We start from the raw sequence: 11,844 nt of genomic DNA, 5'->3' as shown, positions 1-11,844 counted from the left end.
CGATGGGAGCGCTCCCATCACCCTGCACCCCCATGGAAGTCACGTCACATGAACACGTCAAGACGCTCGACGTCACCTTGTTGGTTCGACGTCACCGGCTGAGCATCGCCACAGCACGACGGGCCACACGCCGGCCATCAGCAGGGCGTGGGGCGGAGCGCAGCTCGGGCAGGACGACGGCGGACTTCTCCGCGACCCAGGGCCCTTTCGTCAAGAAGGTCATGGCCACCGGCCGCTACCCGCCCGGATCCCGGACGGGCTCGAGGTGTTCGCGGCCGGCCGGCGCGAGGGCTCACGAACGCCGGAACAGCCGCCGGAGTCCGAAGAGGGCGACGACGGCCCCCAGGGCGAGGGCACCGATCTTGACGGTGCGGTCGGAGTTCCCGCCGTCGCTCCCGGAGGCCGAGGAACTCCCGCTCCCGGAAGGTGACTTGGACCCGCCGTCCCCGGGTGCGTCCTGCGCCTCCACCTCGCTGTCCGCGCCCTCCATGCCGAGCAGGAGCTTGGTCCCGTCCGGGGAGTAGGAGGCGGACTCGCCCTGCCCGAGCGGCACGCTGATCCGCCCGCCGCGCTTGATGTCGCCGCCGTTCCAGTCGTACCAGATGCCGCCGAGATACCCGCGTACGACGAGCTGTTTGCCGTCGGGCGAGAAGGCGGCGTCGGTCGCCCACAGGTCGACGGGCTTGACGGGCTTGAAGACGTTCGTCCCCGAGGGGGAGAGGGTTGCGGGCCCCTCGTAGAGATGCCCGCCGTCCTCGTGCTTGTCGATGATGTAGACGCGCCCGGTCTTCGGGTGGACGACCATCGACTCGGCGTCGCGCGAGCCGTCGGTGTACTTCACGACGTACTGAGTGGCCTTGACGGACTGGTCCTTGAGGACCTTCGGCTCGGGCAGCTTGTAGATCCACACATAGGGCCAGGTGACCCCGTCGTTGTCGCCGATGTCGCCGACCCAGATCTGGTTGTCGGGCCCGATGGCGATGGCCTCGACGTCACGCGGGGTGCCCACACCGGTCATGGTGATCCTGGCGACGGTCTTGCCGGTGGAGCTGTCGACGGCATACAGGTACGCGCCGGTGTCCTGGTCGTTGTGGGTCCAGTAGATGCCCGGGTGCTGCCGCGAGGCGGCGAGCCCGCTGGACTCGGTGATCCGGGGGTCGCTGATGGTGAAGCCCTTGTCCCCCTTCCCGTCCCCGTCGGCGGCGGAGGCGGGCACACCGGCGGGCAGGGTGAAGGCGCCCACGAGCAGGGTCCCGGCGAGAAGGGCGAAGGGTCGACGCATGCCCCAAGACTGCCATCCCGACAGGTGTGGGAAGGGACGCGGCCGACAGGGCCCCGGGGAAGGCGTGGCCGGACTCACATGCCGCCGCTCCCGCCGATGATCCATCATGAGCGGATGCTCAGATTCATGCCGGTCGGCGATTCGATGACGATCGGAAGCGCGGGCGAGCACACCTGGCGTTACCGGATGTGGCGGCACCTGCGTGACACCCACGGCGGCCCCTTCGCCCTCGTGGGCCCGCGCGAGACGCTGTACGACAAGGCGGCGGACGCCCCGACGTCGTACGAGTACGCCGATCCCGACTTCCCCCGGGCCCACCTGGCCGGCTGGGGCGAGGGCTGGCTGCACATGGCCCCGCTGATCGGCGACGCGGTGCGGGCACACCGCGCGAACGTGCTGCTGGTGTCGCTGGGCCTGATCGACCTGGGCTTCTACACGAACGCGGAGCAGACCTCGGAGAACGTCCGCGCCTTCGTCGCCGAGGCCCGCCGGGCCGACCCCCGGATCCGGATGGCCGTCCTCCCGGTGATCCCCAATGTCCGGGCGGAGTCGGACACACCCTTCGCGACGGAGGTCACCCGCTTCAACGAGCTTCTCGCCAAGGCGATCGCGGACCTGGACGAGCCGCGTTCCCCCCTGCTGTGGGTCTCGCCCCCGGAGTCGTACGACATCCACCACGACACCTACGACGGCACCCACCCGAACGCGAGCGGCGAGCACAGGATCGCGGCGGCCTTCGCGGAGGCGATGTATCAGGCGTGGGACCTGGGCGCGCCCTACGAGGCCCGCTGATCCGGCACGTCGAGGCGCACACGAACGGGGCGGCGCACTCCGACGAGGTGTCGGTGTACGCCGCCCTGGGGTGGGACGGGGTGCGGGAGCCGGCCCGCGCTGTCATGGCCGTTACTTCGGGTCGGCGTTGAACTTCGCGGTCGACCAGCGGTAGCCGAGTACCGCGAGGCCGAGGCACCAGGCGACGGCGAGCCAGCCGTTGTGGCCGATCTCGGTGCCCAGGAGCAGTCCGCGCAGGGTCTCGATGGCCGGGGTGAAGGGCTGGTACTCGGCGATCGGCTGGAACCAGCCGGGCATCGCGTCGACCGGGACGAACGTGCTGGAGATGAGCGGCAGGAAGATCAGCGGCATCGCGTTGTTGCTCGCGGCCTCGGCGTTGGGGCTGATCAGGCCCATGCCGACGGCGATCCAGGTGAGTGCCGTGGCGAAGAGCACGAGCAGTCCGAAGGCCGCGAGCCACTCCAGGACGGTGGCGTCGGTGGAGCGGAAGCCGATGGCCACGCCGACCGCGCCGACCAGGACCACGCTGACGACCGACTGCAGCACACTGCCGACGACGTGTCCGACGAGCACCGAACCGCGGTGGATCGCCATGGTCCGGAAGCGGGCGATGATGCCCTCGGTCATGTCGTTGGAGACGGAGACCGCGGTGCCGATCGTGGTGGAGCCGATGGTCATCAGCAGCAGGCCCGGGACGAGATACGCGATGTAGTCGGAGCGGTCGCCGCCGCCGATGCCCGCGCTCATGGTGTCGCCGAAGATGTAGACGAACAGCAGCAACAGCATGATCGGCGTGAGTAGCAGGTTCAGGGTGAGGGAGGGGTAGCGCCGGGCGTGCAGGAGGTTGCGGCGCAGCATCGTGGACGAGTCGCGTACGGCGAGGGGGAGGTTGCTCATCGGACGGTCTCCTTGGGCTGGTCGGTGATGTCGACGCCGCCGGTGAGGGCGAAGAAGACGTCGTCGAGGTCGGGGGTGTGCACGGTCAGCTCGTCGGCCTCGATGCCGGCCGCGTCGAGCCGGTCGAGGATCGCGCGCAGCTCGGACTGGCTGCCTCCACTGGGGAGTTGCAGGGCCAGTGACTCGTCGTCCGGAGTGGCGTCGCCCAGTGCGGAGGCGGCGTTCCGGTAGGCGTGGGGGTCGGTGAAGCGGAGCCGGACGTGTCCGCCGGGGACCAGGCGCTTGAGCTGTTCGGCGGTGCCCTCGGCTGCGATCCCGCCGTTGTGGAGCACCGCGATGCGGTCGGCGAGTTCGTCGGCCTCCTCCAGGTACTGCGTGGTGAGGAAGACGGTGACGCCGTCGGAGACCAGCTCCCTGATGATCTGCCACATGGTGTGCCGGGAGCGGGGGTCGAGGCCGGTGGTCGGTTCGTCGAGGAAGATGATCCGCGGGTCGCCGACCAGGGTCATGGCGATGTCGAGGCGGCGCTTCATGCCGCCGGAGTAGGTGGAGGCGGGTTTCTTCGCGGCCTCGGTGAGGTCGAAGCGCTCCAGCAGTTCGGCGGCGATCCGCCGTCCCTCGGCCTTGGGCAGGTGGTGCAGGTCCGCCATCAGGAGCATGTTCTCCTCACCGGTGATCAGCCCGTCCACGGCGGAGAACTGGCCGGTGACCCCGATCGCGGCACGCACGCCCTGCGGGTCGGCGGCCAGGTCGTGGCCGCCGATGTGGATGCCCCCGGTGCCCGGGTCGGCGGAGATGAGCGTGGAGAGGATCTTGACGGCGGTGGTCTTGCCGGCGCCGTTCGGGCCGAGGAGGGAGAAGATCGTGCCGGCCGGCACCTGGATGTCGATGCCGTCGAGGACGGTCTTGTCCCCGTAGGACTTGCGCAGGCCGTTCGCCGCGATGGCCAGGTCGGTCATGGTGGGTGCTCCTTGTGAGGGCTGCGGGTCAGAGGCTGCGGGCGGTGATGTCGCCGTGCGCGGTGGTGGCGCGGATGGCCAGGCCGGCCTGGGCTCCCTCGGTGTTCTTGAGGGTGTTGTGCACACGGCCGTAGGAGGTGCCGGCGTCGAGGGAGGCGGAGGCGGCGGTGCCGACGGTGATGTCGCCCGTCTGCGTGCTCAGCACGACCGAGCCGGTGACGGCCTCGGCGATGGTGATGTCGCCCTTCTGGGTGCTGATCTGGGCGGGTCCGGTGAGACGGCCGACGGTGATGTCGCTGTCGGCGGCGGTGAGGCGGATGCTCGCGGCCTCGTCGATCTTGACCGGGCCGTGGGCACCCTGGAAGACGACGTCCCCGAGGCGTCCGACGGCGCGGAACTCGGCGGCGGCGGTCTTGGCCTCGACGTGGGAGCCGGCCGGGAGCTGGAGGGTGATCTCGACGGAGCCAGAGGATCCGAAGTACTGGTTCTTCGCGGCCGGGGCGGCGATCCGCAGGACACCGTCGTCGCCGTGGGTGACCTCGATCTGCTCGGCGGCCCGGGTGTCGCGGCTCTTGGCGGGGTCGGCGGGCCGGATCTCGACGGTGGTGTCGGTGCGGTCGGCGGCGATGACCTGGACGCGGCCGGCGGGGAGGTCGATGACGGCGGTGACGGGGGTGGTGGTGTCGAACTTCTGCATCAGATGCTCCTGCGTTGGTTGCTGTTTCCGATGGACGAAAAGCTACGTTGCATTCACGAGTTCAGCAACATAGTCGTTGCGAAGTATCGTTATCAGCGCAGGTAGTTGCAGTAATTTCATTGCAACGGCTCTAAAAGCAACGCAACGTCAGACAGTCCCGCGTTGCAATGGAATGCAAGCGAACGCTATGCTGCGGGCACCAGGGACCACGAAGGAGACCGCGATGCCGGGAGGCAGGCTCACCCAGCAGGAACGTCAGCAGATCGCGCTGGGAGTGGCCGACGGCCTCGCCTACGCGGAGATCGCCCGCCGCCTCGAGCGCCCCACCTCGACCATCACCCGCGAGGTCATGCGCAACGGCGGCCCCACCGCCTACCGCGCCGAACTGGCCCACCGCGCCACCGAACGCCGCGCTCACCGCCGCCAGCAGGCCACACCCCGAGGGACGCAGAGCACCGAACTGCCCCATGGCCGCGATCCCGAGGCGGTGCGCGAGTACGAGGAGACGTTCACCACCGTCCTCATGCAGACGGGCGCGCCCAAGATGATGTCGAGGGTGCTGACCTGCCTCTACACCAGCGACACCGGCAGCCTCACCGCCGCCGAACTCGTCCAGCGCCTCCAGGTCAGCCCGGCGTCCATCTCGAAGGCCATCAGCTACCTCGAGAACCAGGGCCTGGTCCGCCGGGAACGCGACGAACGGCGCCGCGAGCGCTATGTCGCCGACGACGACGTCTGGTACCAGTCCATGATCGCCAGTGCCCGCGGCACCATCCAGCTCGCCGAGACGGCCCGTCAGGGCGTGGGCGTCCTCGGCCCGGGCACCCCGGCCGCCACCCGCCTGGAGAACATCGCCCGCTTCCTCGACTTCGTCTCCGAAAGCCTCACCCGCGCCGCGGACCAGGCCCGCGAGGTCCTGCACACGAAGCCGGAGACATCCTCGGACAGCGCTACCTGAGCGGCTGACGCCCGATGGCGTCGACGAGGAAGCCGACGCAGGGCCGGACACCGGCACCCAGCGCGTCGCCCCAACGCTCCTTCTCCTCCCCGAGGTAGACGGCCCGGGCGTGGGCCAGGACGGCCCGGTGTTCGGACGGCAGCCGCTCGAGTGCCCAGTCGGCGGCGGCGTCCTTGGAGCGGATGCTGTCCGTGGCGAGGGTGGTCCAGATACGGGCGAGGGTGAGCAGGACGTTACGGGTGTCTTGGTCCAGGTCGCGCAGGAGCTGCGGCACGCCGGCGACGATCGCGCGCCTGAGGTCCACGAGGGGTACGGGGTCGAGGAGTTGGCCGGGCGGAGGCCCGTAGAGGGCCGTGTCCCCGGCCAGGGTCATGGTGAGCAGGGGAGCGAGATCGGGACTGGACTCGGGCCCGGGAAGCACACCCCGCTCGTACTCCTCGCGCAGCCACTCGCCGTAGAGGAAGTCGCAGACGGGCGGGTACCGCCACGGCCGTACATCGTCCTGTACGACGACGATCAGCTCGACGGGCCGAGCGCCCGGAACGCCGGACACCCGCATCAACTCGCTTACCAGGGCCCGGCGTTCGTCACGGGTCAGGGACCTCCGTACGACGACCAGCACGTCGATGTCGCTGTGCGGGCGAAGACCGGCGAGGACGGCGGAGCCGTGGAGGTAGATGCCGAGGGGGGTGTCGGAGAGAGTGCGGTGGACGATGCGCGCTACCGCCGGGGCGCCGTCGTCGACTGGCATGTGCGTCATCCCTCCGTGTCCTGGTCACCGTGCGTATCGTTGTACTGCGCGGCTGTGCTTGTCCATGGAGCAGCCGGGGAGGAGCGCCACGATGACCGTCCTTGAAGACAGGATCGAGATGGCCCACGAGAGCGAGGAGCTCACGCTCGACGCACTGTTCGAGCGCCTTGAGCACATGCCCGTCCCCGAGGGATACAAGGTCGAGATCGTCGAGGGGGCCGTCTTCATGTCGCCGCAGCGGGACACGCACTGGGAAATCATCCTGGACATCGTCGAGCAACTGCGCACCAAATACCCGCGCAAGCGCGTGAAGTCGGATGTCCGCGTCGACTATCCGGGGCACCTCAATGGCTTCGCCTCCGACGTGACGCTGGTGGCCGAGGGCGCCGAGAAAGACAGCAAGGGGCTGTGGCAGTCCAAGGACATCGAGTTCGTCGCCGAGGTCATCTCAAAAGGCACGGCCGCCAATGACTACGGCCCCAAGAAGGTCGCCTACGCGCTCGCCGAGGTCCTCGTCTACCTCGTCGCCGACCCCTACCAGGGCAAGTGTCACCTCTACACCCAGCCCAAGGACGGCGAATACCTCACCGAACTGTCCGTCGCCTTCGGAGCCGACGTCGACATGACCACCACCCCTCTCGAACTCACCCTCAAAACCGATGAGTTCCCCCGCGACTGACTGACAGAATCCGCCGTATGGCGATCATTCACAACACCACCGTCAAGCCCACCAAGCTGGAACTGCTCACCACCTGGCTGCCCACCCGCCCGTGGTACACCGGCACCGGTACCCCCGAGTTGACCAAGGCCGGCGGCTTCCGGCTGGACGACCCGGAGGGCGAGGTCGGGATCGAGTTCATGGTGGCCGTCGACTCCTCCGGCCCCGAGCCCGTCGCCTACCTGGCCCCCCTCACCTACCGCGCCGCCCCGCTCCCCGGCGCGGACCACGCCCTCGTCGGCACCATGGAACACGGCGTCCTGGGCCCCCGCTGGGCCTACGACGGCATCCACGACCCGGTACTGCGCACCGAACTCCTCGCCCTGTTCGAGGGCCGCGCCCAGGCCATGGCACAGAGCATCAGCGACACCCCCGACCACGAGGTCGCCCACTCCTACTCGGGCCCCGCCCTGGCCACCGGCCCCGCCGAGGTCACCGAGGACCAGGACGGCACCGAGCTCGCCCTCCCCGACGGCACGGTCCTCCGCCTGCACCGACGCCCGCGACCCACGGCCCCCGAGGGCGCGAACGGCCATGTCTCCGGAGCCTGGGACGCCCCGGACGGCACCCGCACCCGAGCCGCTTTCGCCACCCTGCACACCCCCTGAGACCGGGGATGTCACAGCGGAGGCGGCTGTCTCGTCCCGAGGGGTGCAGGCAAGCCTCGATCAAGGAGTGGACGATGAACCTCGCGCTGTGGATCGCCGCCGGACTGCTGGCCGCGGTGGCCCTGACCGGTGGTGTCACCAAGACCTTCGTGCCCAGGGAGAAGCTGGCCGCGGCCCACGGCGGCGGATGGACCGGCGAGGTCGGCACGGCCTTCGTGAAGACCCTCGGCATCCTCGAACTCCTGGCCGCGGCCAGCCTGGTCCTGACCGCCGCACTCGACATCGCACCGGTGCTCGTGCCGGTGACCGCCGTCTGCTGGATCCTCCTGATGGTCGGCGCGATGATCACCCACGGCCGCCGGGGCGAGTCCGCGTTCGTGGTGCTGAACCTGGTCTATCTGGCACTCGCGGTGTTCGTCGCATGGGGCCGTTTCGGCCCCGAGTCCTTCACCGGCTGAGAGGAGCCGAGGAACGGCATGAGCAGGACCGAGGAGTTCCAGGAGCTACGGCCACTGCTGTTCTCGATCGCCTACCGGATCCTCGGCAGCGTCGGCGAGGCCGAGGACGCGGTCCAGGAGACCTGGCTGCGCTACGAGGCCACCGCGACCGAGCCCAGGTCGGTGAAGGCCTACCTGTCGACCACGGTGACCCGGATCGCGATCGACGTACTGCGCTCGGCCCGCGTCCGCCGGGAGGAGTACGTGGGCGCATGGCTCCCCGAGCCACTCCTCGACGACCCCTACGCGGACCCGGAGCGGGCGGCCGAACTGGCCGAGTCGGTGTCGATGGCGGCCCTGTTGCTGCTGGAGCGTCTCAGCCCGCTGGAGCGCGCGGCCTTCGTGCTCCGGGAGGTCTTCGACTTCGGCTTTCCCGAGGTGGCGGCGGCGGTGGGCCGTTCGGAGGCGGCATGCCGGCAACTCGTGTCCCGGGCCCGGCGTCACATGGCGGCGGGCCGCCCCCGCTTCGAGGCGGACCGGGAGGAGCGCGAAAAGCTGGCGTCACGCTTCTTCGAAGCCCTCCGCGAAGGCGACGTGGACGGCCTGCGGGGACTGCTCGCCGCCGACGTGTCGATGGTCGGCGACGGCGGCGGCAAGGCCCCGCAGTTGGCGAGGGCCGTCACAGGCGCGCAGAACGTGGCCCGGCTGCTGGGCTCGGTCTTCCCCCGGATGGCCCGGATCGAGGTGACCTTCGAGCCGCACGAACTCAACGGCCAGCCGGGCGCGATCTTCCACGACCGCGACGGCAAGGTCCTCCACACCCTGGCCCTGGACATCCTCGACGGCCGCGTCCAGACGATCCGCACGGTGATCAACCCCGAAAAACTCGGCCACGTGGGCCCGGTGGCGAACGCGTGGGCGATCCACCGCGAGGTCCAGGCGGGCCGGCCTTCCTGACCTTCCTCTCCCACAACACCGACCGACCCGGCGTCAGAACCCCACATCCGCCCCCCGGTACGTCGGCACCCGCCGCACCCCGCTCGCCCGCTCGTACGCGTAGGCGAGCCGCAGCAGCACCGGCTCGCTCCACGCCGTCCCCATGAACGTCAGGCCGACCGGCAGCCCGAACGCGAACCCCGCCGGCACACTGACCGCCGGATACCCGGCGAGAGCCGCGGGGGTGGACGCGCCGCCGCCGTACGTGTCCCCCCGGATCAGGTCGATCTTGGCCGGGGGGCCGGACGTGGGCATCACCAGGGCGTCCAGACGGTGTTTGCGCAGGACGGCGTCGATGCCCTCGGCCCGCGACAGCCGACGGTTCGTGGCCAGCGCCTCCCGGTACTCCCGTGCCGAGAAGTCCAGCCCCTGCACCGCCTCCAGCCCGTCCTGCCGTACGTAACGCAGCTCACGGTCCGCGTGTGCGCGGTTGAAGGCGATCAACTCCGCCAGGTCGCGCGGATGTTCACCGCCGGCCCCGGCCAGATATGTGTTCAGCGCGCGCTTGAACTCGTAGGCCTGGACGACCATCGAGCCGGGCAGGTCCTCCAACTGCTCGGCCGTGGGGATGTCCGCGGGGTCGACGATCACCGCTCCGGCCGCGCGAAGCACTCCGATCGCCCGTTCCGCGATCTCGTCGGCGTGATCGCTGTAGCCGTAGTAGACGGTCCGCGGGACACCGATACGTGCCCCGCGCAGTCCGTCCGCGTCCAGGAAACGGGTGTAGTCGCGGTGGAAACGGCCCCGGCTCGCCGCGGTCGCCGGGTCCCTGCCGTCGACCCCCACCAGCGTGCCGAGCATGATCGCCGCGTCCCGGACCGTGCGGGCCATCGGACCGACGCTGTCCTGACTGGGCACACCGGGGATCACCCCGCCACGGCCGACCAGTCCGACCGTGGGCTTGACGCCCACGACACAGTTCGCCGACGAGGGGTCGATGATCGAGCCGTTGGTCTCGGTGCCGATGCCGGCGACGCACAGGTTCGCCGCGACGGCGACGCCGGTGCCGGAACTGGACTCGTTGGGCGAGCGGTCCAGCTTGTACGGGTTGCGGGTCTGGCCGCCGCGCGCGCTCCACCCGGCGTGGTGGGTGAGCGACAGGCCGCCCGCCCACTCGCTGAGGTTGGTCTTGCCGAGGATGACGGCACCGGCGGCCCGGAGCCGGGCGGCGACCGTGGCGTCCCGCGCGGGGCGGAGCCCTTCCAGGGCGAGGGAGCCGGCCGTGGTGTGCATCCGGTCCGCGGTCTCGACCAGGTCCTTCAGCAGCACGGGCATGCCGTGCAGCGGGCCCCGGGGGCGCCCGCCCGCGTCCAGCCGCCGCGCCTCCCGCAGCGCGTCGGGATTGACCTCGATCACCGCGTTCAGGAGTGGATCGATGCGCTCGATCCGCTCCAGGTAGTAGCGGGTGAGCCGCTGCGCGTCGAGCCGTCCCCGGGCCATCAGTCCGCGCAGTTCGGTGATGCCCAGCTCGTCGAACTCCCCGGACCCGACATCCGCCGCCTGTGCCGGGGCCGCGCCCAGCCAGGGGGCGGCCGCCGCCGCGGTGCCGAGCGCCAGCACGCTCCGCCGGGTGGCGCGCGTTCCCTCCGTATGCCTCATGCACGGCACGTTAGAGACGAAACCGCCCCAACTCCCTCCGGCTGTCCCCCGATTCCACAGGGGAGCAATCCCCCCGAAGCAGGTGCTTGCCTTGAGCGCACTCGAAGGCGTTGGCTGAGGGGTCATGAAGTACACGCAGCTCGGACGCACCGGACTCAAGGTCAGCCGACTCGTCCTCGGCACCATGAACTTCGGCCCGCAGACCGACGAGACCGACTCCCACGCGATCATGGACTCGGCTCTCGACGCGGGAATCAACTACTTCGACACCGCCAACGTGTACGGCTGGGGCGAGAACAAGGGCCGTACCGAAGAGATCATCGGCAACTGGTTCGCGAAGAGCGCCGCCAACCGCGACAAGGTCGTCCTCGCCACCAAGGTCTACGGCAACATGGCCGCGGACGGGCAGGCCTGGCCGAACCACGACAAGCTGTCGGCGCTGAACATCCGCCGTGCCGTCGACGCCTCGCTCAGGCGGCTTCAGACGGACTACATCGACATCTACCAGTTCCACCACGTCGACCGCGCCACCCCCTTCGAGGAGATCTGGCAGGCCATCGACACCCTCGTCCAGCAGGGCAAGATCCTGTACGTCGGGTCCTCCAACTTCCCCGGCTACAAGATCGCCCAGGCCAACGAGATCGCCGCCCGGCGGGCCGGCACCATCGGCCTGGTCAGCGAGCAGTGCCTTTACAACCTCGCCGAGCGGCGCGCGGAGATGGAGGTCATCCCGGCCGCCCAGGAGTACGGCCTCGGTGTGATCCCCTGGTCACCGCTGCACGGCGGTCTCCTCGGCGGGGTCATCAAGAAGGAGGCCAAGGGCGGCCGCCGCGCCTCCGGCCGTGCCGCCGACACCCTCGCCGACCCGGCCAAGCGCGCCCAGATCCAGTCGTACGAGGACCTGCTGGAGAAGCACGGCCTGGAGCCCGGCGAGGCGGCCCTGGCGTGGCTGCTGACCCGCCCCGGCGTGACGGGTCCGATCGTCGGCCCGCGCACGGCCGAGCAGCTGGAGTCGGCGATCAGGGCGGTCGAGCTGGAGCTGAGCGAGGAGGTCCTGGCAGGCCTGGACGAGACCTTCCCGGGCCCGGGCCCGTCTCCGGAGGCCTTCGCCTGGTAGCGCTCTCAAGGGGCGCGGGGCGGAGTCGACACG

The 11,844-nt window shown here is 70.1% G+C and carries 13 protein-coding genes; 7 read left to right on the top strand and 6 right to left on the bottom strand.

The annotated features are described in order from the left end of the window. Positions 1–292 precede the first annotated feature (292 nt). A complete protein-coding gene (locus BFN33_RS43650; RefSeq protein WP_069765783.1) occupies positions 293–1,282 on the bottom strand; it encodes a hypothetical protein in 990 nt (329 codons plus the stop codon). 114 nt (positions 1,283–1,396) lie between these two features. Between BFN33_RS43650 and BFN33_RS43645 the strand changes: the two genes are divergently transcribed. Then, the gene (locus tag BFN33_RS43645) at positions 1,397–2,074 is read left to right on the top strand and encodes a GDSL-type esterase/lipase family protein (protein WP_069765782.1); all 678 of its coding nucleotides are present in this window, start codon (positions 1,397–1,399) and stop codon (positions 2,072–2,074) included. 111 nt (positions 2,075–2,185) lie between these two features. Here BFN33_RS43645 and BFN33_RS43640 read toward each other — a convergent pair whose 3' ends face one another. The 3 genes from BFN33_RS43640 to BFN33_RS43630 are packed head-to-tail and all read right to left on the bottom strand — an operon-like array spanning position 2,186 to position 4,627. Further along, entirely contained in the window at positions 2,186–2,971 is a 786-nt protein-coding gene (locus BFN33_RS43640; RefSeq protein WP_069765781.1) for an ABC transporter permease, read from the bottom strand. After that, positions 2,968–3,930 (bottom strand): ATP-binding cassette domain-containing protein, encoded by a 963-nt coding sequence (locus BFN33_RS43635; RefSeq protein WP_069765780.1) that lies wholly within the window; start codon positions 3,928–3,930, stop codon positions 2,968–2,970. The genes BFN33_RS43640 and BFN33_RS43635 overlap by 4 nt, the downstream gene beginning before the upstream one ends. A 28-nt stretch (positions 3,931–3,958) precedes the next feature. After that, positions 3,959–4,627 carry a DUF4097 family beta strand repeat-containing protein gene (locus BFN33_RS43630; RefSeq protein WP_069765779.1) on the bottom strand — a complete coding sequence of 223 codons (669 nt, stop codon included), beginning with the start codon at positions 4,625–4,627 and terminating at the stop codon, positions 3,959–3,961. 223 nt (positions 4,628–4,850) lie between these two features. On the opposite strand from BFN33_RS43630, the gene BFN33_RS43625 reads away from it, so the two are divergent. Then, positions 4,851–5,585: a helix-turn-helix domain-containing protein gene (locus BFN33_RS43625; RefSeq protein WP_069765778.1), complete on the top strand. Its 735-nt coding sequence runs from the start codon at positions 4,851–4,853 to the stop codon at positions 5,583–5,585. Here BFN33_RS43625 and BFN33_RS43620 read toward each other — a convergent pair. Further along, positions 5,578–6,336, bottom strand: a complete 759-nt coding sequence (locus BFN33_RS43620; RefSeq protein ID WP_069765841.1) for an aminoglycoside adenylyltransferase family protein — start codon at positions 6,334–6,336, stop codon at positions 5,578–5,580. The genes BFN33_RS43625 and BFN33_RS43620 overlap by 8 nt on opposite strands. Before the next feature lie 91 nt (positions 6,337–6,427). Between BFN33_RS43620 and BFN33_RS43615 the strand changes: the two genes are divergently transcribed. The 4 genes from BFN33_RS43615 (at position 6,428) to BFN33_RS43600 (ending at position 9,056) form a co-directional block, all read left to right on the top strand. Further along, the gene (locus BFN33_RS43615) at positions 6,428–7,015 is read left to right on the top strand and encodes a Uma2 family endonuclease (RefSeq protein WP_069765777.1); all 588 of its coding nucleotides are present in this window, start codon (positions 6,428–6,430) and stop codon (positions 7,013–7,015) included. Between the two features lie 17 nt (positions 7,016–7,032). Continuing rightward, positions 7,033–7,662, top strand: coding sequence for a 1,4-alpha-glucan branching protein (locus tag BFN33_RS43610; protein ID WP_069765776.1), 630 nt, complete (start codon positions 7,033–7,035; stop codon positions 7,660–7,662). 74 nt (positions 7,663–7,736) lie between these two features. Beyond that, positions 7,737–8,120, top strand: coding sequence for a DoxX family protein (locus BFN33_RS43605; protein ID WP_069765775.1), 384 nt, complete (start codon positions 7,737–7,739; stop codon positions 8,118–8,120). 18 nt (positions 8,121–8,138) lie between these two features. Continuing rightward, positions 8,139–9,056 (top strand): RNA polymerase sigma-70 factor, encoded by a 918-nt coding sequence (locus BFN33_RS43600; protein WP_069765774.1) that lies wholly within the window; start codon positions 8,139–8,141, stop codon positions 9,054–9,056. 33 nt (positions 9,057–9,089) lie between these two features. Here BFN33_RS43600 and BFN33_RS43595 read toward each other — a convergent pair whose 3' ends face one another. Further along, on the bottom strand, positions 9,090–10,694 hold the full coding sequence (locus BFN33_RS43595) for an amidase (RefSeq protein WP_069765773.1): 1,605 nt from the start codon (positions 10,692–10,694) through the stop codon (positions 9,090–9,092). 124 nt (positions 10,695–10,818) lie between these two features. Between BFN33_RS43595 and BFN33_RS43590 the strand changes: the two genes are divergently transcribed. Further along, on the top strand, positions 10,819–11,811 hold the full coding sequence (locus BFN33_RS43590) for an aldo/keto reductase (protein WP_069765772.1): 993 nt from the start codon (positions 10,819–10,821) through the stop codon (positions 11,809–11,811). Positions 11,812–11,844: the final 33 nt, after the last annotated feature.

Origin of the sequence: Streptomyces sp. LUP47B (genome assembly GCF_001746295.1) — a bacterium.
Taxonomy (GTDB): domain Bacteria; phylum Actinomycetota; class Actinomycetes; order Streptomycetales; family Streptomycetaceae; genus Streptomyces.
This window is presented reverse-complemented; position numbering and strand designations above follow the sequence as displayed.

Bases quoted from the DNA above. Each gene is read 5' to 3' on its own strand.
- BFN33_RS43630 (WP_069765779.1), bottom strand. From the start codon at position 4,627: ATGCAGAAGTTCGACACCACCACCCCCGTCACCGCCGTCATCGACCTC.
- BFN33_RS43620 (WP_069765841.1), bottom strand. From the start codon at position 6,336: ATGCCAGTCGACGACGGCGCCCCGGCGGTAGCGCGCATCGTCCACCGC.
- BFN33_RS43615 (WP_069765777.1), top strand. From the start codon at position 6,428: ATGACCGTCCTTGAAGACAGGATCGAGATGGCCCACGAGAGCGAGGAG.
- BFN33_RS43645 (WP_069765782.1), top strand. From the start codon at position 1,397: ATGCTCAGATTCATGCCGGTCGGCGATTCGATGACGATCGGAAGCGCG.
- BFN33_RS43590 (WP_069765772.1), top strand. From the start codon at position 10,819: ATGAAGTACACGCAGCTCGGACGCACCGGACTCAAGGTCAGCCGACTC.
- BFN33_RS43595 (WP_069765773.1), bottom strand. From the start codon at position 10,694: ATGAGGCATACGGAGGGAACGCGCGCCACCCGGCGGAGCGTGCTGGCG.
- BFN33_RS43605 (WP_069765775.1), top strand. From the start codon at position 7,737: ATGAACCTCGCGCTGTGGATCGCCGCCGGACTGCTGGCCGCGGTGGCC.
- BFN33_RS43640 (WP_069765781.1), bottom strand. From the start codon at position 2,971: ATGAGCAACCTCCCCCTCGCCGTACGCGACTCGTCCACGATGCTGCGC.
- BFN33_RS43600 (WP_069765774.1), top strand. From the start codon at position 8,139: ATGAGCAGGACCGAGGAGTTCCAGGAGCTACGGCCACTGCTGTTCTCG.
- BFN33_RS43635 (WP_069765780.1), bottom strand. From the start codon at position 3,930: ATGACCGACCTGGCCATCGCGGCGAACGGCCTGCGCAAGTCCTACGGG.
- BFN33_RS43650 (WP_069765783.1), bottom strand. From the start codon at position 1,282: ATGCGTCGACCCTTCGCCCTTCTCGCCGGGACCCTGCTCGTGGGCGCC.
- BFN33_RS43610 (WP_069765776.1), top strand. From the start codon at position 7,033: ATGGCGATCATTCACAACACCACCGTCAAGCCCACCAAGCTGGAACTG.
- BFN33_RS43625 (WP_069765778.1), top strand. From the start codon at position 4,851: ATGCCGGGAGGCAGGCTCACCCAGCAGGAACGTCAGCAGATCGCGCTG.